This window comes from Maribacter stanieri (assembly GCF_900112245.1).
GTDB lineage: Bacteria > Bacteroidota > Bacteroidia > Flavobacteriales > Flavobacteriaceae > Maribacter > Maribacter stanieri.
This window is the reverse complement of the sequence record NZ_FOYX01000001.1, coordinates 936,663-962,236: the sequence shown is the minus strand read 5'-3', so window position 1 is coordinate 962,236 and position 25,574 is coordinate 936,663. Positions and strand designations below refer to the sequence as shown.

The following is a 25,574-nucleotide window of genomic DNA, read 5'->3' as shown; positions in this document are numbered from 1 at the left end:
AAAAAAGAGCCTTGTTTGTAACAAGACTCTTTATCGACTATTCCATTTTTTCTTTTTCATAGCATTCTTAAAAGAATATAAAAAGGATATAGCCACCTATAATCGCATTCACTAAAACAGCTATTTATAACCAATGAAGTAACTTCTATTTTCTAAAAGATAGTTATTGACTAAAATGGTTGCGTAATCGGTTCAATATTATTCAAATCAAAAAAGATTTGGTAATTTAGCTTTCCAAAAAAAATAGAAAATGAGTTCTGAAAAAGAAGCAAAATTAAAAGCATTAAAGTTGACCCTTGACAAGATGGATAAGACCTACGGTAAGGGCGCCGTAATGAAAATGGGTGATAGTGTTGTTGCAGATGTTGAAGTGATACCTTCTGGCTCATTAGGTTTGGATATTGCATTAGGCGTAGGTGGCTACCCAAGAGGTAGGGTAATTGAAATATACGGACCAGAATCTTCAGGTAAAACAACATTGACCCTACATGCAATTGCAGAAGCACAGAAAAATGGCGGTATTGCTGCATTTATAGATGCAGAGCATGCTTTTGATCGTTTTTATGCTCAAAAATTAGGTGTAGACATAGACAACTTAATTATTTCTCAACCAGATAATGGTGAGCAAGGTTTAGAGATAGCTGATAACCTAATTCGCTCAGGAGCTATAGATATTGTAGTAATAGATTCAGTTGCAGCATTGACTCCTAAAAGTGAAATTGAAGGAGAAATGGGAGATTCTAAAATGGGTCTTCATGCACGTTTAATGTCACAAGCATTAAGAAAACTAACAGGGTCTATCAGTAAAACCAATTGTACCGTTATTTTTATTAACCAATTACGTGAAAAAATTGGTGTAATGTTCGGTAACCCAGAAACTACTACTGGTGGTAATGCCCTTAAGTTTTACGCATCTGTTCGTTTAGATATTAGAAGATCTACACAAATAAAAGATACAGACGGTAATGTTCAAGGTAACAAGACCAGAGTTAAAGTTGTAAAGAACAAAGTGGCACCACCTTTCCGTACAACTGAATTCGATATTATGTATGGTGAAGGTATTTCTAAAGTTGGTGAAGTTATCGACTTAGGTGTTGAATACGAAATTGTAAAAAAGAGTGGGTCATGGTTTAGCTACGGCGATACAAAATTAGGTCAAGGTCGTGATGCCGTTAAAAACCTACTTTTAGATAACCCTGAACTTTTTGAGGAATTAGATGGCAAAATTAGAGAGGCCATTGCTGCCTTAAATGCTTAAGTTCAGCTTTATTTAAGTTAACATAAATGAATTAACGCAACCATTGCACTTCATTTTCATCTTATAAATAAAACTATTATATGATGAGAAATAAGTTAATACTATTGACCATGATCGTAGTATTTATATGCAATGGTTGTTCTATTGATGATGATGACGCCAATTTCTATTTTACTGCTTTAGAAATTGTCGATGCAGAAGTACCAGAATCTTTTGATTTAAATAAAACCTATAAGATTTCTGTAAATTACCTAAAACCTGATACTTGTACGTATTACGAAGGTTTTGATGTTGTTAAAGATTCCTTGACCGTAAGAAGTATTGTTGCTGTAGGCGCAACCAGAACGGATATTGATAATTGCATGGAAGAGTCTGTTCAAGAAACGGCATCTTTCAACTTTCAAGTAATCTATACCGATCCCTACACATTTAAATTTTATATTGGAGACAATACTGAAGGAGAAGCCCAGTATATGGAAATTGTCGTTCCTGTAAATAAATCTTAAAACAACCAACCATTTGTGAGTCTAGAAGAACTCATACATAATTGTAAAAAAGGAGACCGTAAAGCGCAGGAACTATTATATAGAGCCTATGCAACTACCCTCTTTGGTATATGTTTAAAATACTCCAAATCTAAATCGCAGGCAGAAGACACCCTACATGATAGTTTCATGACTATCTATGATAAAGTAGGTCAGTTTAAAAACACAGGTTCTTTTGAAGGTTGGATGAAAAGAATTACCGTTAATACTGCTTTACAGAAATACAGAAAAGAAGAGTACTTAAATGTGGTTTCTGAGAACACAGAAGAAGAAGTTACCGTAGATGATGCCTTTAGCGATATAAGTTTACAAACCCTTTTAGGTTTTATACAAGAATTACCAAATAAGTATCGTGCTACATTCAACTTATATGTTTTGGATGGATACACCCATAAAGAGATTAGCGAGTTGTTAGGAACCTCAGTAGGCACCTCCAAATCTAATCTTGCCAGGGCAAGAGCATTGTTAAAAGAAAAAATAGAGACTAAGCTGACGCAATCAATTATTAGCGTCCTCATAATAATAACAACACACTTTTTATAATCTTTTAGATTATAGACAGAAAAAGTACTAGATGCAGAAGAAGAATTTAGACGAACTTTTCCGAGACAAGCTATCGGACTTCAAGCAAACACCAGACAATAAAGTCTGGCGGGCAATTGATGCGTCATTAAATAAGAAGAAAAAAAGACGAGTTATACCAATCTGGTGGCAATTAAGTGGTATTGCAGCTGCTTTGGCTATAGGTCTAATCCTATTTAATTCAGTTTCAAGCGACCAACCGATGAATGAAATATTGGTTGACACTGAGAATCCTATAAAGGAAGACAGTGAGAAGTCATCAAATTCAGCAGAAGATATACTTCTAGACTCACTAAATCTAAACAACAATGAACTAGTTGAACAAAGCATCATTGAGAAGAATGTTGTTAACAATTCTGACAACCCTATACCAAAAGGGCAAAATGAGTCCGCTATTGTAAATAACATAGCAAATAAAAATACCAAGAGCAATACTCATAAATCGCCACCGTCAGTTAAATTTAGTGAAAGCGATACTAATTCTAACAATAGCACATCTCATGCTTTGATAGCAGAGAATAGCGCTTTACAAGAAAAAAATAACAACAGCATAGATTCATCAGAAAACAGTATTATCAAAAAAGAAAGTATTGCCAAAATTGATGAAAACTCTAAAGAAGCGATAGACTTCAAAAAAATGGAAGCAGAAAGTACTATTGCGAAAAACACTGAAATCAAAGAAATAGTAGAAGAGCCTGATACAAATAAGAAATCGATATTTGAAGAAATTGAAAATCAGGAGGAATTAAAAAAGGAAAAAGTTGCAAGTAACAGATGGTCTGCAGGACCTAATGTTGCACCAGTATATTTTAGTGCTCTTGGCGAGGGATCCCCTGTAAATTCAATCTTTACACCTAATTCCAAATCAGGAAATGTAAACATGAGTTATGGTGTTTCTGTAGCCTATGCCGTTACAAAGAAACTTACCATTAGATCAGGTATTAATAAAGTAGATTATGGATATGATACCGAAGATGTTGCTTTCTCTTCTTCTTCAAGTTTCGCATCTAGCAATGGACAATTAGCAACCATCGATTATGCAGAAACATCCAACACATTAACTATCTCTAGTAAGATAGTTACTTCAGATAAATATAGTACGGCAAACTTTGCGCTAGATGTAACGGCAAAAAGCCCAACTAGAGAAGGTTATATGTCCCAACAATTTGGTTACCTAGAGTTACCGATAGAATTGAACTACGCACTTATTGATAAAAAATTTGGTGTAAATATAATTGGCGGCGTAAGCTCTCTTCTTCTTATAAATAACTCTGTTTCTTTGACAGCCGGTGATCTTACCACTGAAATTGGGGAGGCGAACAACATAAACGACCTAAATTTTAGTGCCAATATGGGACTTGGACTTAACTATAATTTTTCGCAAAAAATCCGTTTTAATGTTGAGCCAATATTCAAATATCAATTGAATACCTTTTCAGAAATTAACGGAACTTTTAGACCTTATTCCGTCGGAGTTTATAGTGGTCTTACTTTTAAGTTTTAAAAATTAAACATGAAAAAAATAATTCTGTTTTGCATCTGTCTTTTAAGTGTTTCTATCTATTCGCAACATGTAGATGACCAAATAATTACTTCAGATAAAAATCAAGAATTAAAAATAAATGGTCTTTTTTTAATCTTAGGCGCTATTGAGTTAGATTATCAATATTTACTTAACGAAGAATCTGGTATTGGTGTTGATGTTCTATTTACTTATGATGACGAGACTATTGATGTCAACTATTATGTGTCACCTTACTACCGTCAATATTTTGGAAAGAAATATGCTTCTGGTTTCTTTGTGGAAGCCTTTGGAATGTTGAATTCTGTTGATGATTACATTTTTGATTCATATTACGACGAACCAACTGACTCATATTATTCCAATTCTGGCTACGAAGAAAATGTAGTCGATTTTGCCTTAGGTATTGGCACAGGTGTTAAACTACTCACTAAAAGAGGTTTTATCGTAGAAATAGATGCAGGTATAGGTCGTAATCTATTTAAAAACGATAGAGATTTTACATTAATAGGTAAAGGCGGTATTAATCTTGGCTACAGGTTTTAAACGTTTTTGACTAAATCATTAAGAATTGTTTCCCGAACCCCTTCTCTTAATGTTATGGTATCATCTGCCTCCAGTGACTTAGTTTCTATAAATGAATGCACTTTAGCCCTGCATTTACCAGGACCTCCACTAAAAAAAGTAAATGAAAAACGTTTCTTGTTATCATAAAAAGTCATAGGTACTACAGGAATTTTATGGGCTATAGCCATTTTAAAGGCACCATCCTTAAATTTATCAAGCAATACATGCTCTTCTGGTACGCCTCCTTCTGGAAAAATACAGATACTTAAACCTTGTTGAAGTCTTTTTTGCGCCCTTCTATATACACCAGTTCTACTTTGGGTATTGTCTCTATCTACCATAATACATACCCGTTTATAGAAGAATCCGAACAATGGAATTTTAACCAATTCCTTTTTACCAACGAATACAAAAGGATTTCTACTTACCACGAGCATTAGCATAATATCTAACATACTGGTATGGTTGGCAACTAACATATAGCTCTTATTTTTAACCAACTTCTGCTCATAGGTTACCTTTGGAAAGCAAAACATACCATATAGTATAAATCTAGCCCAGAGGTTTCTGGCCATCCAAAAAAACTGTGGATACCACGCTTCCCTTGAAGCAAAAATGACAAGAAATGGAAAAAAGAGTAGAATAGGAACGGCCACTAGAATATAAAACCAAATTCGATATATAGTTTGACCGGTTTGTTTAACCAATTTAAGCATAAATCAAAAGTAGTTATTTACGATAGTTTTTTTGTATTTGTTTTACCTTTGCTTTCTTAGAAATAAAGATAATGGCAAGAATTTTAACTGGTATACAAAGTACAGGTACACCACATTTAGGAAATATACTAGGAGCAATAAAGCCTGCAATAGAAATGGCTAATAACCCTGCTAATGAATCTTTTCTTTTCATTGCAGATATGCATTCCTTGACTCAAATAAAAAATGGCGAAGAATTACGCCATAACACCTATGCTGTGGCTGCTACTTGGCTTGCATTTGGGTTAGATATTGAGAATACTGTATTTTATAGACAAAGTGATGTACCACAAACTACAGAGTTATCTTGGTACTTAAGTTGTTTTTTTCCATACCAACGGTTAACACTTGCGCATTCCTTTAAAGATAAAGCTGATAGACTTGATGATGTAAATGCCGGTCTTTTTACTTACCCAATGTTAATGGCTGCGGATATTTTACTATACGATGCCAATATCGTACCAGTTGGAAAAGATCAAATGCAACATATTGAGATGACACGTGATGTAGCTTCTCGTTTTCATGCCCAATTAGGAGAAACTTTTGTTCTACCTGACGGAAAGGTTCAAGAAGAAACTATGTACATACCAGGTACCGATGGTGCTAAAATGAGCAAGAGTAAAGGAAACCTAATCAGTCTTTTTCAAACGGATAAGCAATTGAGAAAGCAAATTATGGGAATACAAACGGATAGTACTCCAATGGAGGAACCAAAAGACCCAACCAATGACAACGTATTTGCTTTATATAAAATTTTAGCTTCACAACCACAAATTGAAGAAATGAGTGCAAATTACCTAGCTGGAAATTATGGTTACGGACATGCTAAACAAGCATTGTACGAAGTGATAGTTAACAAGTTTGAAGAGCCTCGTGAAAAATTCAATTATTACATGAACAACCTAAATGAGATTGATGATGCTTTAGCTTTAGGGGCGGAAAAAGCTAGAAAAGTAGCGGATGGTGTTTTGGAACGAGTTCGTGAAAAACTCGGTTACTAATAAATTCTTTAAAAATTGATATTACAACGAAACCGACCAAATGGTCGGTTTTTTGTTTTTAATAAACTTACCACCTTATTTCATTATCCGATTTGGAATGACAAAATATCGATGAAAAGAATTATTAATTAAAATTAATCTGACTACTCATTAAGAAACAAACTAGCCAGTCTGTAAAAATCTAAATAGCCTCAAACAATTTACCTGGCAAAGGTCTAATGACTCCCTTCATTTCCATAGATAACAAGGTTGAAGATGTTTTATAAATTGGAATTTTACACTCTAGCGCAATACTATCCAACAACTGTTTGCCATTATTTTGCAAATAGGTATAAATACCCTGCTCAGTTTCGTTAAGCTCTATAAAAAGTTGCTTTTGAATGGGGTTATTTTTCTTTTCTTCTATATCCCAATCTAGTAAATAGATCAAATCTGCAGCGGATGTCATTACATGCGCTTTTTGCTGTTTAATGAGATTATTGCATCCCAAACTATACTTATCCGTTGTTCTACCAGGCACTGCAAAAACATCTCTATTATAACTATTGGCTATATCTGCAGTTACAAGGCTCCCTCCTTTTTCCGCAGATTCCACCACTACAGTAGCTTCACTAACACCCGCTATTATCCTATTCCGTTTTAAAAAATTTTCTCGTTCTGGATTACTCGTGCTCCAAAATTCAGTGTAGAATCCACCATTCTTTAGAATATCTGCCTGATATTTGGCATGAACTTTTGGATAAATTTGGTTTAGCCCATGTGCTAAGCATCCTACAGTTTGCAAACCGTGTTTTATTGCTTCTCTTTGAATACAAATATCTACTCCGTAAGCAAAGCCACTAATAATAACAGGATTAAGAGGAGCTACTTCCTCAATAAACTGCTCGCAAAAAGCCATGCCATAACTAGTAATATTTCTAGTGCCTACTACACTAATCAATTTACGTTGGTACAAATCAATATTCCCTTTTTGGAATAAAAGAATAGGTCCGTCAATACAATGTTTTAAATAAGTAGGGTATGAATCGTCTAAAAAATAGGTACATGTTATATTGTTCTTTAAAACATAATTATATTCTGCTTCTGCAGCTTCTAAATGTTCCAAGTCAAATAAATGTCTAATAGTATGTGTCCCAATTCCATCAATTTTAAGCAGATTTTCCTTTTTGTCTTCAAAAATTGCAGTTGGACTCCCGCAATGCGAAATTAATTTCTTAGCAAGGATATCTCCAATATTTGGAACATGTTGCAACCTAAGTATTGCAATGAGTTCATCAGCAGTGTGTTGTATAGTTTTCATTTCCTGTTCACAAATTAGGGGAAAAAATATGTTAATAAAAAGTTACCAAAGATGTTTTTATACCTCTTTATTTTTTTCATATTTGTGCAACTATGGTTCTAGAACACTATATCAGCGATTTACTTTATAGGTACAACTGTGTTGTTGTCCCAGGTTTTGGTGCATTCCTTACCCAAAAAAATTCTGCCAAATTAAACGTGGTTACCAATACGTTTAGCGCGCCCAATAAGTCTATTGTATTCAACAAACAACTTGCTATAAATGACGGGCTATTGGTTTCTTATGTGTCAAATGCAGAAAAAGTTTCTTTTGAAACAGCATTGGTAGAAATTGAAAATCAAGTAAAAGCATGGCAAGATGTTTTATCTCAAGAAACATCGCTACACTTAAAAAATATAGGTTCTTTATCAAAAAATAATGAAGACAAGATATTGTTTCAACCAGCTAATGAAACAAACTATCTAACCTCATCTTTTGGACTTTCAAATTTTAATTCTATTCCTGTTACAAGAGAAGTTTTAAAAGAAGAAGTTGTTCAAATAGAAGAAAAAGTACCGTTTACAATTAGTCCTGAGCGCAGAGAAAATAAAGGTTTTAGACCTTATTTAAAATATGCTGCTATACTAATGTTAGCCTTTTCTACTGGTGTAACCGGTTATCGTGCTTTTCAACAGCAACGTACTAATGAGCAAGTTGCAAGACAAGATGCTCAAGAGTTTGTAAACAAACAAATTCAAGAAGCTACGTTTTTTGATTTATCTCCTTTAGAGTTACCTACAGTTACTGTTGATGCTTCTACCATCTCAAATGTCACTTCTTTAGCCAACGATAATAGTGAAACCCATTATATAGTTGCAGGTGCTTTTAGAGTAAAAGGTAACGCAGACAGAAAAATTGAGCAGCTTAAGGCTAATGGATTTAATGCAGGCTATTACGGCACAAACGCGCACGGTCTTCACATGGTTACTTTTGACAGTTATACAAATTCTACCGATGCATTAAATGCTTTGCGTGAAATTAAGCGTACACAATCAAAAGACGCTTGGTTATTATCTGAAAAATAAACCTGCACACATTTTATAACTACTGTTGATGCCCGTATCTTTGCGGAAAATTTCTAATTAATGGAAACAAAAACTCCAGCAGCATCTCGTACTACAATGACCGATATGGTACTCCCAAGTGAGACCAACGCACTTCAAAATCTATTTGGAGGAGAATTATTGGCCCGTATGGATCGTGCTGCAAGTATTGCTGCCGGTAGACATAGTCGTAGAATTACCGTTACCGCATCGGTAAATCATGTAGCCTTTAATTTAGCAATACCCTTAGGAAGTGTAGTTACAGTTGAAGCAGCCGTTTCTAGAGCATATAACACCTCAATGGAGGTCTACATAGATGTTTGGATCGAAGACCGTTTTAACGGTAAGCGCACCAAGGCAAATGAGGCTATTTATACGTTTGTTGCAGTTGATGATACAGGTAAACCTACAGAAGTACCAGAACTAGTTCCAGAGACACCATTAGAAATTACCCGTTTTGAAGGTGCTCTACGTAGAAAGCAATTAAGTTTGGTTTTAGCAGGTAAAATGAAGCCTGATGACGCTACCGAACTTAAAGCTTTGTTTACGAAGTAATACGCATAATAAAATATAAGTAGCTTAGCGAGTTATTTTCGCGGAAAATATAGGGGCTGAAGATGCAACTATATTATAACTTATTTTAATAAAAATTCTATTAAGCCACCTCTCGGTACAAATCTTTTTCCAACTCTGATTGTTTCAAATCAACTTTAAAAGAAAGGTCCATTTCAATTTTGTTTGCATTATTCCAAATATAAAGTGCAGCCAGACCAATGCTTCCTATTATGAAAAAGGAGATAGAATATGCAATTAGTCCACCGTAAGCTAAAGTCAAACATATAGCTAAGAAAGCGACATATACCACAATTGGCTTTAGAGACCAGTTGAAATTAAAACTTGGTGATTTAGTTTTCTTCTCTAATTGATTTTGAGTAGACTCTGAATTTAAAGTGATCGTGTTGCTCATAATAGTTCCCTTTTACTAATTAATACAGTAAAATTCGGAAAAATTAATCAACCAACACTTACATAATAACATGAAAATCAATATGATAACTCAGAATTAAAGATATCATATTATTAAAATAACAGAAAAATAGTATTGATAAAATTAGCTGCTAAAAATTGAAGTTATCGGGATCAGGTCCTGAACGTTCTCCTGTTTCCAATCCATCTAAAAAAGTAATATCAGCTATAGACAACTCAAAATCAAAAATATCGGCATTAGATGCTATACGTTTTGCATGTACAGATTTTGGAATTGCAACAATACCTTTTTGCAGATTATAACGTAAAATAATCTGTGCCACACTCTTATTGTGTTTTTTAGCTAAGTCCGCACAAATATCTAATTCAAACACCTTACCCTGCATAAAAGGAGACCAAGACTCGTATTGAATTCCGTTCGAAGTACAAAAATCGATAAGGTCTTGCTGCACCAAGTACGGATGAAACTCCATTTGGTTGACCATAGGCACCACCTTACATTCGCTCATCAGATCTTCTAAGTGATGTTTTAGAAAATTACTAACTCCTATAGCTCTAATTTTCTTTTGAGCATACAGATGTTCTAAAGCTCTCCAAGTTTCTTTGTACTTTCCTGCAACTGGCCAATGAATAAGGTATAAATCTAGGTAGTCGACACCCAAACGATTTAAACTCGCATCAAAAGCTTTTAGTGTTTCGTCATATCCTTGGTCAGCATTCCAAACTTTGGTCACCAAAAATATTTCACTTCTATCTATTCCACTTTCGCGTATACCTTGCCCTACACCTTCTTCATTTTTATAGGCTGCCGCAGTATCAATATGCCGATACCCTAATTGAAGTGCACTCTTTACCGCATCTACAACTTCTTGGTCATTATCTGATTGGTAAGTTCCCAAACCTAAGTACGGCATCTTTACCCCGTTACGTAATTCAAAGCTTCCTTTAATATCTGATATAGTGTGTTGTTCACTCATGCTTATAAAGTTTTAAAGACGATACACCCAATCTTCTGGGTTTAAACGCGAAGTATCTTGATATAAGTAAAATTTTAATCGGGTTTGACCATTATTCCTATTGGTATATACAACACCGAGTTCTTCTTTACTAGCTACTTTATCCCCTTTTTTCACATACAGTTCAGACAGATTGTAATAGGTACTTATAAAGTTACCATGCTTAATCTGTACTCCTTTATTACCGCCAGGTACTGCCAAAATAGCAATAACCTCTCCTTCAAAAATAGCACGGGCTTTAGACCCTTCGTCCGTAGCTATAATTACCCCATTACTTTGATGCTTTATTCCTGGATATACTGGATCTGCATAAACTCCAAATCCTTGACTTTTAATTCCTTTCTCCACCGGCCATATTAACTTGCCTTTGTTTGCCGAAAAGTTATTTGCGATTATAGTAGCCTCAGGAGTTAAGACGAACTTACTAGTGTTCTTAGTAGTGCTACCAGATTTTTTATTTGAAGCTGCAATTGCACTTCTAATAAGCTTCTCTATCTGTTGATCAATCTTTCTAGCTTCCTTCTTTTTTGCATCTATGGCACTGGCATACTTACTCTCGTTCTTACGAATAGTACCTAACAATGCTTTTTGCGTTTGTATCTCGCCAAATAATTGGTCTTTTGCTTTCTTATTTTGAGCTAATAACACTTCCTTTACCTTTCTCTCTTCGTTTAGGTCTGCATTTAGACGTGAAAGCTCTTCGGTTTTAGCTAAAATCTGAGCTCCTTGCTCCTTTCTATAATCCGTATACTGCTTCATGTATTGAAGCCTTTTAAATGCCTGAAAAAAACTTTCAGAAGACAACAGGAACATTAATCTGTTTTGCTTGGATTTGTTCTGATATGATTTTTGAATCATCTTAGCATACTCATCCTTTACCTCTTGTAGTTCAGTTTTTAGTTTACCAATATTTCTAATATTAGTATTGATCTGTCTATTCAACAAATTAGATTGTTGGTTGGTTACCCGTATTAATTGCTGGCGAACAGTAATCTTTTTATCAAGGGCTTCCATTTGATCTAAGACATTACCTTTTTCTTTTTTTTCTGCAAAAAGCAAGCGGTTTATATCGCGAATTTCTGACTGAAGTTGTTCACGTTTTTCCTCCAAAGCCTTTTGCTCACTAGTTTGCCCAAAGACAGACACCGTAGTGATCAATACTAACAGAAAAAGAATATTACTTAATTTGAACAACATCTGTTTAAAGCTCTATTTCATTAAAACCTTTTGGTATTGAATAAGGAAAGTTAACCGCACCATTCAATTCCAAATTCTTAAACTCAAGGTCAATATTATTAACTTGGTCTTTACTAATTGCCCTTACCATAATTTCATTAGGTAAAATTTCCTTATCTAAAATCTGATAGTTCTGATAGGTTATCTCTAGTAATCGCTTCTCAGTAGGTTGGGAAAGCTGTTGTAAAGCCATTTTAAAATTCTTAGGCTCCACTTTAAATAAGGTCTTATATAAAGTTCCTTGCTGTTTTGGTGTTAACCTATAAGAATCATCAGAAATATCAATATCATATTTTTCCTCTCTTAAATCTACGATTGCTTGACCCGTTAATAGATTTTGTAAAATGGAAAAATCTACATCGGTACCTAGCAATTCACTCAGATAAGAAAAATCACCATCAAAATATTCATTCTGTAACTTGTTATAAAATGATACCCTATCAGGAGTAATGTATGCCTTTACAATACCAAGTGGAGCACTCATCCAAATGGCTTTGTCTTTTTCCATTCGTATGCTTACAGATACGTTCTGGGTAAATTCACCATCTGAGTAGCTAATTTTAACCCTACCACTCAATGTTTTAAAGCCAGCTTCATTTTGGTAGTGTGCCTTTATAACAGATTTAGACGATAATTTCTCATCTACAGTACCTCCAGAAACCACCTTTGTACTTTTACAAGACGCCATAAAAATTATCATGACTGCAGTAAAAATTTGCTTTGATTTAATCGTTCTCAAAAACTTCATCATCTAAAATCAAGATTTAATTTTACTAAGGTACATATTTGCCTTAGACGTATTGTTGGTAGCTGTATAGGCATTTACCAATTCTTTATAAATAGCATTTTCCAGAGAAACATCATCAATAAGGTAATCTAATGCTGTCTCTAAAATATCTATAGCTTCTTTATGTTTCTGAGCCCTATTTAAAGCCGCCCCATTAGCATAATAAAAATAAGGTTGAGACGGAAAATTCTCTATTGCCTCTTCTGTGGTTTGAAATAGCTTTACATTATCGGTAGTAGCGCCAAGTAGTGTTTCAATCTGAATTTTATAATCTTCTACACTATCTAAATCTTGACTAGAAACCGGCTTTGGTGACTGTAAAATAGGATTGATTTTCTTTGACTGTTTAGCGATAGAATCTGTAATTTTCATTTCTAAACGTTCATATTTCTTAGAAGTTTTAACCCCTTTCAATACAGATTTTGCATTTAGATAATCACCTTTTAAAAAGTATATTTCAGCGATGTTTCCTCTTAAAACAGTATTGTTCCATGGCAATTCTTCTTTCACTTCTTCAATTACCGATTTTCTAGCTTCAACTATATTAATCAGCGTTTCCGCATACCAATAATTTTCTGGCTCACCGTTGAGTGCCTCTAAAGCATATTCTTGAGCTACGATTAATTGCTTATCATACAAGTGAAACTTAGCCAATTCAAAAGAAACTACCGTATTTTGTGGTTGCAACTTTTTACACTCTAAGAAATAGGTAATAGCCCGGTCGTAATTTCTAATTCCTTTTTGCTTTAACCCCTCGAAAAAGTTCTCTTGAAAAGTGTCAGAGTATTCTTCTAGAAAAACTTCTGCACTCTGTTCCACATCAATATCTTGATCTTCTTGAGCATAACTTGACATTGGAGAATTGAAAACTCCAATGACTAAACCCAAAAAAATTAACTTCTTCATATAGTTCTATAAGCTATTACTTTACACCCGTACTACCGAATCCGCCTTCACCCCTTGCGGTTTCAGACAAACTATCTACAACATTCCATTCTGCACGTTCATGTTTGGCAATAACCATTTGTGCTATACGTTCACCGTTTTCAACGATAAAATCTTCACTACCAAGATTTATCAATATTACTCCGACTTCGCCTCTATAATCAGCATCAATTGTGCCAGGCGCATTTAGTACAGTAACACCTTTTTTAGCAGCCAATCCACTTCTAGGTCTAACTTGAGCCTCTATACCTATAGGTAATTCAACGAAAAGACCAGTTGGTATAATAGCTCTGCCTAACGGTTGCAATGTAACGGACTCAGTAAGGTTTGCCCTTAAATCCATCCCAGCAGATGCTTCCGTTTCGTAATGTGGTAAATCGTGATTCGATTTATTTATAATTTTTATGTTCATCTATTTAAATATAATTTTTTAAGATTATCAAATTCCAACTTATACACCAAGCCTAAGAATAGTAATAATAACGGTATACCTACTAAAAGGTTTCTATCAAAAATGTAAAATGAAATAGTAGAAAACAAGATGGATACTACTAAATAAAATATAATTTTTCTGAAGTTATAAGGAATTGGATAATACATTCTTCCAAAATAAAACGAAAGAAACATCATCGTTCCATAAGCTAATAGTGTCGCCACTGCCGATGCCATATATCCAAAATAAGGTATAAAAATCAAGTTGACGATTATAGTCAATACTGCCCCAATTAATGAAATATACGCACCAAATTTAGTTCGGTCGGTCACCTTGTACCAAACAGATAGATTGTGATAGATACCTAGAAAAAAACTGGCCAAAACAATTAAAGGTACAATTGGCATAGCATCCCAATACGCCTCATTAAGAACCAAAAGTTGCTTAAGAATATCAGAAAAAACTACAACCGACAATAAAATAATACTCCCTAAAACCACAAAATAATTTGTGATTTGCGCATATGCTTTTTGAGGGTTCTTAGTATCGGAATGACTAAAGAAAAAAGGTTCTATTCCCATACGGAAAGCCGTCGCAAAAAGTGTCATAAAAAGCGCCAATTTATAACATGCCGAATATTTTCCCATTTCACTTTTAGCGATATCTTCAGGTAACAATTCGGAAAGTAAATAACGGTCAAAAACCTCATTAATAGTAAATGCTACGCCAGCTACCATAACAGGCATTGCATAACGCACCATTCTTTTCCAAAGCTCCTTATCAAACTCATAAGGTCTACGTATATAAACCCTTATCATTAATAACAATGTTATTGCACTTGCAATTAAATTAGCAATTAAAATATAAGGAATTTCATAGTCGACTTTATAGAGAGAATGTAAAAACCCTGTCGACGTTTCTTGAGCAATTTTAGGCAACAGAATTAAGAAAAATAATGTAAGACCTAGATTAAGCGAAACATTTAGAATTTTTACAATAGCATATCGCATTGGTTTTTCGTTAGCTCTTAGCCATGCAAAAGGTATTATTGCCAATGCATCTAAAGCTAATATTCCTAACACATAATTCATGAAAGGCAAATCAATATTTAATGCTGCAGATAATTTTTCTTTAAATAGAATACCAATTAAAACCAACAATGCCGTAGAGCCCATTATAGACAATAATGAAGTACTAACTACTTTCTTTCTATTCTCCGATTCCTTATAAAACCTAAAAAAGGCAGTTTCCATTCCGTAGGCCAGAAAAACATTAAAAATGGCAAACCAAGAAAAAATGAGGGTGACTTCGCCATACTTCCCAGGCGCCATTACATCTGTATAAATAGGCACCAACAAGAACGAAATCATCCGTGGCAAGACAGTTGCCAAGCCATAAATTGCCGTTTGTTTAAAAAGTTTTTTGAGTGGATTCAAACACTATAAATTCAGGTGATAAAAGTACCTATTAAAAGCCTAGTTACAAAGTTAGTTTTTAGGTGCGCCCTTATAAATTAAAGGCTGCTTTTGTTTTACACCCTTTACCTTAGCATATTTAGTTTCACCATTATCAAGATAACTTATAACTGCTTCATCTGAATTTAATGATAAATCCTTTGTTTCTGACGATTCTGGACTATCATTGGGTATTCTAACTACAATCATATTTTGATTATCTACCGTATTCACTAATGCCTTTACCTGCTTACCACGAAAATAAACTTCATTTATTACTATATCAGAATTTTCAAGTAATGAAACCGGAATACGTAATTCAGTACCAGAACCACTTTCTTCTCGTCCGCCAACATAGGGTTGGCTACTAGCTTTACCAATTTCGAACGGAGTTTCCGTTTGTAGTTTTTTCTGCGAGGTGCAACTGGTTAAACAAAGACAGAAAAGTAAAAAGTAACTAAGTACGTATTTCATTAGACCCATATTATTCTTATAAAGATAATAAGTAATATGGGTTTAATAAGTCATTTAACATTGCTATCACATATAACAATTAATCCTGTACTTGTAATTGTTTCAATTTACTGAGTTCGTTTTTAATCTGTTTGTATATAAATACACAGAAAATTAAAAGAAACACTATTGCTGAGAATAGTATATATAGATAAAACCCATGAGATAAAGTCGCTTTAAATTGCGGCAATAGAATTACAAATCCGATAGCGTAAGTCACTAAGGCTAAAGGCGTAATTAGATAATGGGTATATTTTCTGAAACTATAATAATTGGTTAAATCACTTTTGAAAGTATTAGAATCTTTACTGAAATTTATACTCCTTAACTTCTTTAAACTATACAATTCAATAGCAATTCTAACCACTAAACTCCCAACCATTAAGCCGATTCCTAGTAAAAATGTGTTGCTATTATATCCAGAAACGTAGATTAAAAAAGACAAGAGAATAAGGATTGTTATCGTTAAAACAATGTTTCCTGTTTTTTGCTTGTTCTCGATAGATTTTACACTTTTTAATAAGGCTTCGAATCCATTGTCGGTAGCAGACATTCCAGATTGGTTCTGCCATTTATTTTGTAATTCTTCAAAATTATTCATTGTTGACACATTTTGTAAGTTGTTGTTTTATTCTATGCACTCTAGTTCGAATAGCTTCATGTTTTATCCCCATAATTTCAGAAATTTCTAGTTGGGGCAAACCTTCTAACTCCAATAAAATAATAGCTTTATTGATACTACTTAATTTATCGATACAGCTATATAATTGAACCAGCATATCTTCTTTTTCGTTAGGATTCTCATCAGAATCGCTTACTTGAATGTTATCAAGTGATAGATTTCTATCTTTTTTACGCTGTTTTCGAATTTCAGCTAGACAAGTATTTACACATATCCTGTAAATCCACGTTCCAATTCCACTCTCATTTCTAAAACCATCTAGATTTTGCCAAACCTTTATAAAGGTTTCTTGAGCTAAATCTTTAGCAAGAGCTTCGTCACCTACCGTATAACCCATACATAGACGCATTACCTTAGCATAGTTTTCCTTATAAATATTCTTGTATGTATTCTCTTTAGAAGCCATTAGTTATTTAAAGCATTTTTAAGGTTTTCTATGAACCATTTTGGTTGATCATACATGATGAAATGCGATGAACCATTAGCAAATTCAACAGTATATTCATCTAAAGCTTTATATTGTGTATCATAAGTAGATTTAGCCATTTCAAGTCCATAAGGTTCCGTGGCAGCCAATATAGTAACTGGTGTATTTATTTTAGAAAGATCTTCACGTAAATCTAGCTTTAATAAATCGGTATAACCATACACATAAGTTTCTCTATCTGCCTGAAGCATCCAGTCTTTAATTTGTAATTGTTTTGATTTATTGGAAGTCATACTACCTGCCATTTGAATTGCCATATTTTCGAAATCGGCATCGTTCATTTCTAATAACTGTTTGTTATAAGGGGAATCATACACCATATATTCACTTTTAAAATCAGGCATCATTAAGGCACCAGTTGACGGCAAGGCATCTACAACAATCAACTTTTTGTAAGAACTACTTTCAGTGGCCATCCATAAAGCTAACGCACCACCTAGACTGTGACCAATCAAAATTGGGTGTTCCAGTTCATTTTCTGAAATGTAAGCAAGAACACCTTCTTTTATTTTTGGAAGCCATGGTTTTTCAACAGCCGGAACATTTCCAAAACCTGCAAAAGTAAAAACGTGACATTCATAATTTTTAGATAGTTCGCTTACAGTATCATTCCAAACATCACCTGTACATGCAAATCCCGGAAACAAAAGAATTGGTTCGCCGGCTCCAACAACATCAACCTTAAAAGGATTGTCTTGAGCAGTGATTGAAAGAGTGCAAAGAATTAGAAACGCGAATAGTAATTTTTTAATAATTTTCATCGTAAGAGTTTTTGTTTGTTTGCCCTTTAGATTCAATTATTAAAAAATGTTACATGAAAAATCAAAAAAAATTATTCTGGCTCTACATCCATACGTTTTATAGCCGTAAAAGCTAATACAAACGCCGCTAAAAGAAATATAGCCGCTAGGGCATATGGAGCACCAGGAAAATAAATAGATGCCTCTGGTCGTATAAAATAATAAAATACGGGAGCGAATATGAATTGCCCCAAAATTGCGGTAATACTCACAAGACCTGTTATAGAACCTTGTAAAATTCCTTGTTCTTTTTCAGAGACTTGATTTGATATTACACCTTGTATTGTTGGACCGGCAATACCACCTAGTGCATATGGAATTAGGAAAGCATACAGCATCCAAGGTTCTTTTGCGAAAGAGAATAGAAACATACCAACCGTCCACAAAAGAAATCCGAAAATAATGACTTTACGCTTCCCAAATTTTGTAACCAACTTACCTACTAAAAAACCTTGAACTATTGCAACCAATAAGCCTACTACCATCAGTGACAACCCAATTTGTCTAGGATTCCAATCATATCTTTCAATGCCATAATATGACCAAGTTGATGGTAATGCCTGACCTGCCAGATTTGCTAAAAAGAATGCAGATATCAATAAAAGGATGCCTTTATAATTTCGCAATGCAAACAAAGAAACCCCAGGAATCATCTTGGTGAAGTTAATTTGTCGCCTATTCTCCACTGTCAACGACTCAGGTACAAAGAAATAACCAAATAGGAAATTGGCAAATGTTAAGCCTGCAGCAATGTAAAACGGTAATCGAATATTAATCTCTCCGAAAAATCCGCCAATACCGGGACCAATTATAAATCCTATTCCAAAAGCAGCGCCAATTAACCCAAAGTTTTTTGCCTTATTTTCTTTTGTACTTACATCTGCGATGTAGGCAGATGCTACCGTAAAACTAGCTCCTGTAATTCCTGCTAAAAACCGACCTAAGAATAACCATGTTATCGTTGGCGCCCAAGCATGAATTAAGTAGTCTATACTAAGACCTAAAAGTGCCAAAAGTAAAATTGGTCGTCTACCAAATCTATCGGAAATTTCCCCTAGTACCGGAGAAAACAAAAATTGCATACCAGCAAAAGCGGTCGTAAGCCACATGCCATATATAATAGCCATGTGATTTCCTTCTCCTGTCAAGTCCATGATCAAGTCAGGTATAATTGGTAAGATGATACCAATACCAATAACATCTACTAGAATAGTAATAAAAATAAAAAGTAAGGCTGTTTTGTTAGATTTCATGGTCAAGACAAAAGTCGGATAAAAAAAGGACTCTAAAATGTATAAAATGAAAAACCCCACTGTACAGTGGGGTTTTAAATATCATGATAAATATATAATCGCTTGGCTATATTAGCAACTGCAATTAATTATTCAAAGCTTCTGCTCCACCAACAATTTCCAAAATTTCATTGGTAATAGCTGCTTGCCTTGCTTTGTTATATGTTAATTTCAACTGATCACGCATTTCGGTAGCATTATCTGTTGCTTTATGCATAGCTGTCATACGAGCACCATGTTCACTTGCAAATGAATCTCTAATACCTTTATACAATTGTGTCTTTAAAGACTTAGGAATCAATTCTTCAATGATTTCAATCTTTGTAGGCTCAAATGTATAATCTGCACTTGCAGTTACCTCAACTTCCTGTAATGGAACAATTGGTAAAAACTGCTCTGTCATCACTATTTGAGTAGCCGCATTCTTGAATTTATTATATATAATTTCAATACGGTCATATGTACCTGCTGTAAAGAGTTCCATTAAATCTTCAGCAATATCAGCTACCTTATCAAAAGTTAAATCGTCATATATGCCACTATGGTTTGCAATGACATTATAACGTTTTCCTAAATAATCGTTTGCTTTTTTTCCAACAGCTACAAAGTCAACTTCTTTACCAGCATAAACATTTTCTGCAAGGTTAACTGACTGCTTTAAAATATTAGTGTTAAAAGCGCCACAAAGACCTCTATTAGAAGTGATAGAAACCACTAAAACTTTATTTACAACACGATTATCGGCATAAACACTACCTGTATCACCTTCTAAACTAGAACTTAAGTTTTGTAGTAATTCAGTTAGCTTATCTGAGTATGGACGCATTGCCGTAATAGCATCTTGGGCTTTCTTCAGTTTAGCAGCAGATACCATTTTCATGGCACTGGTTATCTGCATCGTTGAAGAAACCGATGAAATCCTATTTCGTATTTCCTTTAAATTTGCCATTATATTCAGTGTTTAGCAAAAAGTACAAACCAATACCAACTAAGTAAAAGTTTGTACCTCTAACTCAGTACTTATTTATTTCTTATATTTTGCAGAAAGCTCTTTACAAACAGAAGTCAATGTATCCGTTACTTCATCAGTAAGTTTACCTGCCTTCAATGTATCAAGAACACCTCTGTGCTTAGCGTTCAAAAACTCTAAGTAATCACGTTCAAATTCTTTTACTTTCTCTACAGGTACATCTCTTAACAAGTTCTTAGAACCTGCGTAGATAATTGCAACCTGATCTTCAACAGTATAAGGATCGTTTTGTGCTTGTTTTAATATTTCAACGTTTCTACGTCCTTTTTCAATAACGTTCAACGTAGCTGCATCTAAATCTGAACCAAACTTAGCAAAAGCTTCTAATTCACGGAACTGTGCTTGATCTAGTTTCAAAGTACCTGCAACTTTTTTCATTGATTTAATCTGAGCGTTACCACCAACACGAGATACAGAAATACCTACGTTAATTGCTGGTCTTACACCTTGGTTGAATAAATCTTGCTCTAAGAATATCTGTCCGTCAGTAATAGAAATTACGTTTGTTGGGATATAAGCAGAAACATCACCTGCTTGTGTTTCAATAATTGGCAAAGCCGTTAAAGAACCACCACCTTTTACCATTGGCTTTAACACCTCTGGCAAATCATTCATTTCTTTTGCAATATCATCATCATTGATAACTTTTGCTGCACGCTCTAATAATCTAGAGTGTAGGTAGAAAACATCACCTGGATACGCTTCACGTCCCGGTGGTCTTCTTAACAAAAGAGAAACCTCACGGTAAGCTACCGCTTGTTTTGATAAATCATCATATATAATTAATGCAGGACGACCTGTATCACGGAAATACTCACCGATAGACGCTCCAGTAAATGGTGCATATACTTGCATTGGTGCTGGATCAGATGCGTTAGCAGCTACAATGGTAGTATATGCCATTGCACCTTTATCTTCTAATACTTGAGCAATACCGGCAACAGTAGATGCTTTTTGACCTATGGCAACATAGATACAGTAAACAGGCTCACCAGCATCATAAAATTCTTTTTGGTTCAAAATGGTATCGATACAAACCGTAGTCTTACCAGTTTGACGGTCACCAATAACAAGCTCTCTCTGCCCTCTACCAACCGGGATCATCGCATCAATTGCTTTGATACCTGATTGCATTGGCTCAGTTACAGGCTCTCTGTAGATAACACCTGGAGCTTTACGCTCTAATGGCATTTCATAAGTATCACCAGTTATAGGTCCTTTACCATCAATTGGGTTACCTAGAGTATCAACCACACGACCAACAATTCCTTCACCAACTTTTACAGAAGCGATTCGTTGCGTACGTTTTACAGTATCACCTTCACCAACAGATTTAGAAGGTCCTAAAAGAACCACACCTACGTTATCTTCTTCCAGGTTAAGAACGATACCTTCAAGTCCACCTTCGAACTCAACTAATTCTCCGTATTGAGCATTGGCTAATCCGTAGATTCTTGCAATACCATCACCTACAGTTAATACAGTACCTACTTCATCTAAAGTAGCGGTAGCATCAAATCCTGATAATTGTTTCTTTAAAATTGCTGATACTTCAGCGGCTTTTACTCCTGCCATTTTTAATTAGTATAAGATATTAGGCTATTGACAAATCGTCTTTTGCCTTATATAGTTATTATAGACTATTAGAAAATTCTCTTTTTAAATTGTTAAGCTTATTGCTTACACTAGCATCGTACTGTAAATCTCCAACTCTTAAGATAAAACCGCCAATAATACTTTCGTCGATTTTATTCTCAATAGTTACCTCATCAGAAGTAATGGTAGCAATATGTTTAAGTACTTTTTTCTCTGTAGCAGCATCTAAAGGAACAGCAGTAGTAACATAAGCTACACCTTTTCCTTTTAATTGCTCATTAAGAATAATGTATTTTAAAGCAACTTCATTTAGCATACCTACACGCTTGTTATCAACCAACATGCTAATAGTACCTTCAGTAATTGAATCGCATCCTTTGAAAATTTCAAGTAACGCATTCTTTTTAGAAGCACCGGATACAACCGGACTTGCCAATACATCTTTTAATTCTTTACTATCTGAAATAGTAGCGACGATTGAACGCATATCTTTCTCAACAGCAACCAAGGCTTTATTTTCCTTGGCCATGTCCAATATCGCCTTTGCGTAACGTAATGCAGCTCTAGATTCGCTCATTATTTTTTTTAGTTAAGTTTTATATCGCTCAACATTGTATCAACCAACTTCAATTGCTTTTCGTTGCTAGATAACTCCTCTTTTATAACTTTCTCTGCGATAGCTACAGACAATTCTGCAACTTGACTCTTAATATCTGCAACAGCAGCTTTCTTCTCGCTTTCAATAGCAGCTTGCGCTTGCTTCAACATCTTATCTCCTTCTATCTTAGCCTGCTCTTTAGAATCTGAAATCATTTTCTCTTTGATCTCACGTGCTTCTTTCAACATAGCTTCACGCTCAGAACGAGCCTCTTGAAGCATTTTTTCATTATCAGCCTGTAAGTTCTGCATATCTGCCTTTGCTTTTTCAGCTGCAGCTAATGCTTCTTGTATACCACTCTCTCTTTCGTTCAACGAATTCAAAATAGGTTTCCAAGCAAATTTTACCATTAAGAATATTAAACCTAATAATAATATTGTCTGTACTACAAACAAACCAGGTGAAAAATCGTTCAATAAAACTTCCATATCTTAAATCTTTAAAATCTAAATCAATAATTAAAAAACATTTCCTGTAACCAACCGTTACAGGAAGATGTCTTTGGGTTTTCGAGTTCTTATTTTCCTAAGAACAAAGCACCGAATGCTAAACCTTCTAAAAGTGCAGCTACAATAATCATTGCAGTTTGAATTTTTCCTGCCGCTTCTGGTTGACGAGCAATACCTTCCATTGCTTTACCACCGATTTGACCAAGACCTAAACCTGCTCCGATTACGATTAATCCTGCTCCAATTAAATTGTAAGTTACCATACCAATTGATTTATATAATTAAATTAAAAAAACTCTTGTTAAATAAAATCTCCTCTTACATCCTCAACATCCGCCACTTCATGACCATGAGAATCATGCTCATGATCGTGATCATGTTCCGCAACCGCCATACCTATAAATAGAGCTGAAAGTGCTGTAAATATATATGCCTGTAAAAAGGCTACCAACACCTCAATAAGGGTGATGAAAAATGACAATACCAAAGATAAACCTGTAGCACCTACCACACCTAAACTTTTCTTAAGTGTAAACATGATTGCAATTAAACTCATTACTACAATATGCCCTGCAGATATGTTTGCGAACAAACGAACTAATAATGAAAAAGGTTTAATGATAAATGCACCAGCTAATTCTATAATAGCCAAAATAGGCTTTACAAAAACCGGTACACCTGGCATCCACAAAATGTGCATCCAATAATCTTTATTTCCACTAACTGTATAGATAACTAAGGTGAATATTGCCAAACATGCAGTTACCGCAATCTGACCAGTAACATTAAAGCCAAAAGGAGTAAGACCCATTAAGTTTAGTATCCATATAAAAAAGAACACGGTTAACAGGTACCCCGTAAATTTTCTGTAATGCTTTTCACCAATATTAGGCCTAGCTATTTCATCTCTAACATAAAGTACTAAAGGCTCCAATACTCTACCGAACCCAGTAGGGATACTTTTCTTTGCATATTGCTTAGCCAATGAAGAAAATGCCAATAACATTAATAGACCTACCAATAAAACCCCAACTACACTTTTAGTAATAGAAAAATCTAAAACTTTATGAGCATTGGTTGCATGGTGCTCTTCTTCAAAACTAACCGAAGATGCGCCATTATCTAATTCGTAAATTTTACTGTGAAGTTTTACAAACTTTGAGCCGTTTCTCTCAACTATAACCTGACCATTATCGTCATGATGGAATTCTGATGACATAAAAGTCGCCAAACCGTTACTAGACCATAAAATTACCGGTAAAGGAAAACCAACGTGCTTTCTTTCTCCTGCATCATTAGAATAAGAGAATAAATGAAAGTCATGAGAATCTTTAAGGTGATGTAAAATATACTCATCTACCTGTTCCTTAGTACTTACTGCGCCTTCTTGCTCCGTATCGGAGAACGCAAAACTTTGCATTGAAAAACAAAGTATTAGAAGTTGTAATAAGGTTTTAAACGTATTTGAAACTTGCATCATTAGTTATTTGTCAAAAATTAAGCCCCTAGAAATTTTGCGCAAAAGTAGTTAATTATTGCATAAACTACCCAATTTTAAAGCTTTAAAATTTAGAGTCTTTTATTCCCCATAATTTTAGAAATAAAAAACACTTCTAGAAACAAAAAAATAATTGCTGGGAGCATTAGCAAACCCCTATATAATTGAGGCATAACCAATTCACCCAAAAGGTATGGATAGAATATAGCTGCAACGAGTGTTAACTTAAAAACGAGCACGCCCATATAAATAAAACCCAACTGTTCAAAAAAAGATTTGTTTTTTGATGCAATTAAGAACACTATAACCAAGGTTAATGAAAACAGGTAATGAAAACTATAGGCTTTTATCAACAACGGACCAAAATAGGATGGTGGAGTAGATAAAACGAAATTTTGCAGAAAATAAGAAGTCGCGCCCACAACAGTGAACACGACTATATATAATATGATATTTTTTAACAACGCTTATTTATTTAATGCCATAACTTTTTTTATGACCAAATAGATAGACAAAAATACAGCAAGTAATGTAAATGTATCCTCTAAAAACGTTTTTTCAAATTTTTGATCTAACCATTCCCCTAAAAGATTGCCCAAGAAAATAGTGACGCCCATTTGTATAGCTACACCAGATAAGCTTGCGGCATTTCTTAAAAGCTCAGAATTATCATTACGAGGCTTTTGTGGATCCATTACTATTAGATGATTTATGACCTTCATTGTTAGCAGCTCCTTTTTTACCACCCATATTACAAGATGCATTGAAAGTTGCGCCTGGCTCCACAGCTAATTTACTTACGGAAACTACACCTTCTATTACTGCAGATGCTTTTAAAGATAATAAATCAGACACTAAAAGTTCTCCATTAAAGCTACCTTCTATATCGGCATTTACACATTCTACTTTACCATGTATATAACCGTCTTTACCGATTACTACTTTACCAGAAGTTTTTACATTACCATCTAGCTTACCATCGATACGAAAATCTGCTTCAGAAATTATATCTCCTTTAATCTTTGTATTCTTTTCAATTCTATTAGGTTGCCCTCCTACTTCACTCATAGTCTTAGGTTTTTGTCTGTCTGAAAACATT

The 25,574-nt window shown here is 34.4% G+C and carries 31 protein-coding genes; 8 read left to right on the top strand and 23 right to left on the bottom strand.

Features of this window, described 5'->3' with window-relative positions:
- The first annotated feature begins 250 nt into the window (after positions 1–250).
- From recA to BM296_RS04185, 5 genes are all read left to right on the top strand, one after another.
- On the top strand, positions 251–1,258 hold the full coding sequence (recA, locus tag BM296_RS04205; protein WP_027065412.1) for a recombinase RecA: 1,008 nt from the start codon (positions 251–253) through the stop codon (positions 1,256–1,258).
- Positions 1,259–1,338: 80 nt separating this feature from the next.
- Positions 1,339–1,764, top strand: coding sequence for a hypothetical protein (locus BM296_RS04200; protein WP_245786962.1), 426 nt, complete (start codon positions 1,339–1,341; stop codon positions 1,762–1,764).
- A gap of 15 nt (positions 1,765–1,779) precedes the next feature.
- Positions 1,780–2,346, top strand: a complete 567-nt coding sequence (locus BM296_RS04195) for an RNA polymerase sigma factor (RefSeq protein WP_091901667.1) — start codon at positions 1,780–1,782, stop codon at positions 2,344–2,346.
- Positions 2,347–2,377: 31 nt separating this feature from the next.
- Entirely contained in the window at positions 2,378–3,889 is a 1,512-nt protein-coding gene (locus BM296_RS04190; protein WP_091901665.1) for an outer membrane beta-barrel protein, read from the top strand.
- Positions 3,890–3,898: 9 nt separating this feature from the next.
- Complete coding sequence (locus tag BM296_RS04185) at positions 3,899–4,453, top strand: DUF3575 domain-containing protein (RefSeq protein ID WP_027065416.1); 555 nt, start codon at positions 3,899–3,901, stop codon at positions 4,451–4,453.
- Here BM296_RS04185 and BM296_RS04180 read toward each other — a convergent pair.
- Positions 4,450–5,190, bottom strand: a complete 741-nt coding sequence (locus tag BM296_RS04180) for a lysophospholipid acyltransferase family protein (RefSeq protein WP_091901663.1) — start codon at positions 5,188–5,190, stop codon at positions 4,450–4,452. The two genes, BM296_RS04185 and BM296_RS04180, sit on opposite strands and share 4 nt — an antisense overlap.
- Positions 5,191–5,261: 71 nt before the next feature.
- Between BM296_RS04180 and trpS the strand changes: the two genes are divergently transcribed.
- Positions 5,262–6,230, top strand: coding sequence for a tryptophan--tRNA ligase (trpS, locus tag BM296_RS04175; RefSeq protein WP_027065418.1), 969 nt, complete (start codon positions 5,262–5,264; stop codon positions 6,228–6,230).
- 181 nt (positions 6,231–6,411) lie between these two features.
- Here trpS and dprA read toward each other — a convergent pair whose 3' ends face one another.
- Positions 6,412–7,530: a DNA-processing protein DprA gene (gene dprA / locus BM296_RS04170; RefSeq protein ID WP_091901661.1), complete on the bottom strand. Its 1,119-nt coding sequence runs from the start codon at positions 7,528–7,530 to the stop codon at positions 6,412–6,414.
- Between the two features lie 92 nt (positions 7,531–7,622).
- On the opposite strand from dprA, the gene BM296_RS04165 reads away from it, so the two are divergent.
- The gene (locus BM296_RS04165; RefSeq protein ID WP_027065420.1) at positions 7,623–8,594 is read left to right on the top strand and encodes an HU domain-containing protein; all 972 of its coding nucleotides are present in this window, start codon (positions 7,623–7,625) and stop codon (positions 8,592–8,594) included.
- Positions 8,595–8,654: 60 nt separating this feature from the next.
- Positions 8,655–9,167: an acyl-CoA thioesterase gene (locus tag BM296_RS04160; RefSeq protein WP_091901659.1), complete on the top strand. Its 513-nt coding sequence runs from the start codon at positions 8,655–8,657 to the stop codon at positions 9,165–9,167.
- Between the two features lie 100 nt (positions 9,168–9,267).
- On the opposite strand, the gene BM296_RS04155 is transcribed toward BM296_RS04160, so the two are convergent.
- The 21 genes from BM296_RS04155 to BM296_RS04060 all read right to left on the bottom strand — a co-directional run bounded on the left by BM296_RS04155 (position 9,268) and on the right by BM296_RS04060 (position 25,573).
- Positions 9,268–9,579, bottom strand: a complete 312-nt coding sequence (locus tag BM296_RS04155) for a hypothetical protein (protein ID WP_027065422.1) — start codon at positions 9,577–9,579, stop codon at positions 9,268–9,270.
- A gap of 151 nt (positions 9,580–9,730) precedes the next feature.
- Positions 9,731–10,576, bottom strand: coding sequence for an aldo/keto reductase (locus BM296_RS04150; RefSeq protein ID WP_091901658.1), 846 nt, complete (start codon positions 10,574–10,576; stop codon positions 9,731–9,733).
- 12 nt (positions 10,577–10,588) lie between these two features.
- Positions 10,589–11,812 carry a murein hydrolase activator EnvC family protein gene (locus tag BM296_RS04145; RefSeq protein WP_091901656.1) on the bottom strand — a complete coding sequence of 408 codons (1,224 nt, stop codon included), beginning with the start codon at positions 11,810–11,812 and terminating at the stop codon, positions 10,589–10,591.
- A gap of 4 nt (positions 11,813–11,816) precedes the next feature.
- On the bottom strand, positions 11,817–12,602 hold the full coding sequence (locus tag BM296_RS04140) for a lipoprotein insertase outer membrane protein LolB1 (RefSeq protein ID WP_177214916.1): 786 nt from the start codon (positions 12,600–12,602) through the stop codon (positions 11,817–11,819).
- 6 nt (positions 12,603–12,608) lie between these two features.
- Positions 12,609–13,544, bottom strand: coding sequence for a tetratricopeptide repeat protein (locus BM296_RS04135; RefSeq protein WP_091901653.1), 936 nt, complete (start codon positions 13,542–13,544; stop codon positions 12,609–12,611).
- A gap of 16 nt (positions 13,545–13,560) precedes the next feature.
- Positions 13,561–13,995 (bottom strand): dUTP diphosphatase, encoded by a 435-nt coding sequence (dut, locus tag BM296_RS04130; protein ID WP_091901651.1) that lies wholly within the window; start codon positions 13,993–13,995, stop codon positions 13,561–13,563.
- A complete protein-coding gene (locus tag BM296_RS04125; protein WP_091901650.1) occupies positions 13,992–15,452 on the bottom strand; it encodes a lipopolysaccharide biosynthesis protein in 1,461 nt (486 codons plus the stop codon). The genes dut and BM296_RS04125 overlap by 4 nt, the downstream gene beginning before the upstream one ends.
- 51 nt (positions 15,453–15,503) lie before the next feature.
- The gene (locus tag BM296_RS04120; RefSeq protein WP_143099039.1) at positions 15,504–15,944 is read right to left on the bottom strand and encodes a hypothetical protein; all 441 of its coding nucleotides are present in this window, start codon (positions 15,942–15,944) and stop codon (positions 15,504–15,506) included.
- Between the two features lie 79 nt (positions 15,945–16,023).
- Positions 16,024–16,584 (bottom strand): hypothetical protein, encoded by a 561-nt coding sequence (locus BM296_RS04115; protein ID WP_091901646.1) that lies wholly within the window; start codon positions 16,582–16,584, stop codon positions 16,024–16,026.
- On the bottom strand, positions 16,577–17,071 hold the full coding sequence (locus BM296_RS04110) for an RNA polymerase sigma factor (RefSeq protein ID WP_091901644.1): 495 nt from the start codon (positions 17,069–17,071) through the stop codon (positions 16,577–16,579). The genes BM296_RS04115 and BM296_RS04110 overlap by 8 nt, the downstream gene beginning before the upstream one ends.
- Complete coding sequence (locus BM296_RS04105) at positions 17,071–17,913, bottom strand: alpha/beta fold hydrolase (protein ID WP_091901642.1); 843 nt, start codon at positions 17,911–17,913, stop codon at positions 17,071–17,073. Before BM296_RS04105 ends, BM296_RS04110 begins: the two co-directional genes overlap by 1 nt.
- Before the next feature lie 71 nt (positions 17,914–17,984).
- Entirely contained in the window at positions 17,985–19,205 is a 1,221-nt protein-coding gene (locus BM296_RS04100) for a TCR/Tet family MFS transporter (RefSeq protein WP_027065433.1), read from the bottom strand.
- A 124-nt stretch (positions 19,206–19,329) separates the two neighbouring features.
- Positions 19,330–20,193 (bottom strand): ATP synthase F1 subunit gamma, encoded by an 864-nt coding sequence (gene atpG / locus BM296_RS04095; RefSeq protein WP_091901641.1) that lies wholly within the window; start codon positions 20,191–20,193, stop codon positions 19,330–19,332.
- A gap of 75 nt (positions 20,194–20,268) precedes the next feature.
- Complete coding sequence (atpA, locus tag BM296_RS04090) at positions 20,269–21,849, bottom strand: F0F1 ATP synthase subunit alpha (RefSeq protein WP_091901640.1); 1,581 nt, start codon at positions 21,847–21,849, stop codon at positions 20,269–20,271.
- A 58-nt stretch (positions 21,850–21,907) separates the two neighbouring features.
- On the bottom strand, positions 21,908–22,447 hold the full coding sequence (gene atpH / locus BM296_RS04085; RefSeq protein WP_091901638.1) for an ATP synthase F1 subunit delta: 540 nt from the start codon (positions 22,445–22,447) through the stop codon (positions 21,908–21,910).
- 8 nt (positions 22,448–22,455) lie between these two features.
- A complete protein-coding gene (locus BM296_RS04080; protein ID WP_027065437.1) occupies positions 22,456–22,956 on the bottom strand; it encodes a F0F1 ATP synthase subunit B in 501 nt (166 codons plus the stop codon).
- Between the two features lie 89 nt (positions 22,957–23,045).
- On the bottom strand, positions 23,046–23,240 hold the full coding sequence (gene atpE, locus BM296_RS04075; protein WP_027065438.1) for an ATP synthase F0 subunit C: 195 nt from the start codon (positions 23,238–23,240) through the stop codon (positions 23,046–23,048).
- A 38-nt stretch (positions 23,241–23,278) separates the two neighbouring features.
- Positions 23,279–24,457: a F0F1 ATP synthase subunit A gene (gene atpB, locus BM296_RS04070; protein ID WP_394365294.1), complete on the bottom strand. Its 1,179-nt coding sequence runs from the start codon at positions 24,455–24,457 to the stop codon at positions 23,279–23,281.
- A gap of 89 nt (positions 24,458–24,546) precedes the next feature.
- Entirely contained in the window at positions 24,547–24,939 is a 393-nt protein-coding gene (locus BM296_RS19770) for a DUF6168 family protein (protein ID WP_394365293.1), read from the bottom strand.
- Positions 24,940–24,942: 3 nt separating this feature from the next.
- A complete protein-coding gene (locus tag BM296_RS04065) occupies positions 24,943–25,170 on the bottom strand; it encodes an AtpZ/AtpI family protein (protein ID WP_027065440.1) in 228 nt (75 codons plus the stop codon).
- On the bottom strand, positions 25,148–25,573 hold the full coding sequence (locus BM296_RS04060; RefSeq protein ID WP_027065441.1) for a bactofilin family protein: 426 nt from the start codon (positions 25,571–25,573) through the stop codon (positions 25,148–25,150). The genes BM296_RS04065 and BM296_RS04060 overlap by 23 nt, the downstream gene beginning before the upstream one ends.
- Position 25,574: the final 1 nt, after the last annotated feature.

Coding starts and splice junctions, on each gene's coding strand:
- dprA (WP_091901661.1), bottom strand. CDS start 7,530: ATGAAAACTATACAACACACTGCTGATGAACTCATTGCAATACTTAGG.
- BM296_RS04160 (WP_091901659.1), top strand. CDS start 8,655: ATGGAAACAAAAACTCCAGCAGCATCTCGTACTACAATGACCGATATG.
- BM296_RS04145 (WP_091901656.1), bottom strand. CDS start 11,812: ATGTTGTTCAAATTAAGTAATATTCTTTTTCTGTTAGTATTGATCACT.
- trpS (WP_027065418.1), top strand. CDS start 5,262: ATGGCAAGAATTTTAACTGGTATACAAAGTACAGGTACACCACATTTA.
- BM296_RS04135 (WP_091901653.1), bottom strand. CDS start 13,544: ATGAAGAAGTTAATTTTTTTGGGTTTAGTCATTGGAGTTTTCAATTCT.
- BM296_RS04100 (WP_027065433.1), bottom strand. CDS start 19,205: ATGAAATCTAACAAAACAGCCTTACTTTTTATTTTTATTACTATTCTA.
- BM296_RS04105 (WP_091901642.1), bottom strand. CDS start 17,913: ATGAAAATTATTAAAAAATTACTATTCGCGTTTCTAATTCTTTGCACT.
- BM296_RS04150 (WP_091901658.1), bottom strand. CDS start 10,576: ATGAGTGAACAACACACTATATCAGATATTAAAGGAAGCTTTGAATTA.
- BM296_RS04080 (WP_027065437.1), bottom strand. CDS start 22,956: ATGGAAGTTTTATTGAACGATTTTTCACCTGGTTTGTTTGTAGTACAG.
- BM296_RS04120 (WP_143099039.1), bottom strand. CDS start 15,944: ATGAAATACGTACTTAGTTACTTTTTACTTTTCTGTCTTTGTTTAACC.
- BM296_RS04200 (WP_245786962.1), top strand. CDS start 1,339: ATGATGAGAAATAAGTTAATACTATTGACCATGATCGTAGTATTTATA.
- atpH (WP_091901638.1), bottom strand. CDS start 22,447: ATGAGCGAATCTAGAGCTGCATTACGTTACGCAAAGGCGATATTGGAC.
- atpE (WP_027065438.1), bottom strand. CDS start 23,240: ATGGTAACTTACAATTTAATTGGAGCAGGATTAATCGTAATCGGAGCA.
- atpG (WP_091901641.1), bottom strand. CDS start 20,193: ATGGCAAATTTAAAGGAAATACGAAATAGGATTTCATCGGTTTCTTCA.
- dut (WP_091901651.1), bottom strand. CDS start 13,995: ATGAACATAAAAATTATAAATAAATCGAATCACGATTTACCACATTAC.
- atpA (WP_091901640.1), bottom strand. CDS start 21,849: ATGGCAGGAGTAAAAGCCGCTGAAGTATCAGCAATTTTAAAGAAACAA.
- BM296_RS04060 (WP_027065441.1), bottom strand. CDS start 25,573: ATGTTTTCAGACAGACAAAAACCTAAGACTATGAGTGAAGTAGGAGGG.
- BM296_RS04140 (WP_177214916.1), bottom strand. CDS start 12,602: ATGATGAAGTTTTTGAGAACGATTAAATCAAAGCAAATTTTTACTGCA.
- recA (WP_027065412.1), top strand. CDS start 251: ATGAGTTCTGAAAAAGAAGCAAAATTAAAAGCATTAAAGTTGACCCTT.
- BM296_RS04190 (WP_091901665.1), top strand. CDS start 2,378: ATGCAGAAGAAGAATTTAGACGAACTTTTCCGAGACAAGCTATCGGAC.
- BM296_RS04115 (WP_091901646.1), bottom strand. CDS start 16,584: ATGAATAATTTTGAAGAATTACAAAATAAATGGCAGAACCAATCTGGA.
- BM296_RS04155 (WP_027065422.1), bottom strand. CDS start 9,579: ATGAGCAACACGATCACTTTAAATTCAGAGTCTACTCAAAATCAATTA.
- BM296_RS04110 (WP_091901644.1), bottom strand. CDS start 17,071: ATGGCTTCTAAAGAGAATACATACAAGAATATTTATAAGGAAAACTAT.
- BM296_RS04165 (WP_027065420.1), top strand. CDS start 7,623: ATGGTTCTAGAACACTATATCAGCGATTTACTTTATAGGTACAACTGT.
- BM296_RS04180 (WP_091901663.1), bottom strand. CDS start 5,190: ATGCTTAAATTGGTTAAACAAACCGGTCAAACTATATATCGAATTTGG.
- BM296_RS04185 (WP_027065416.1), top strand. CDS start 3,899: ATGAAAAAAATAATTCTGTTTTGCATCTGTCTTTTAAGTGTTTCTATC.
- atpB (WP_394365294.1), bottom strand. CDS start 24,457: ATGATGCAAGTTTCAAATACGTTTAAAACCTTATTACAACTTCTAATA.
- BM296_RS04065 (WP_027065440.1), bottom strand. CDS start 25,170: ATGGATCCACAAAAGCCTCGTAATGATAATTCTGAGCTTTTAAGAAAT.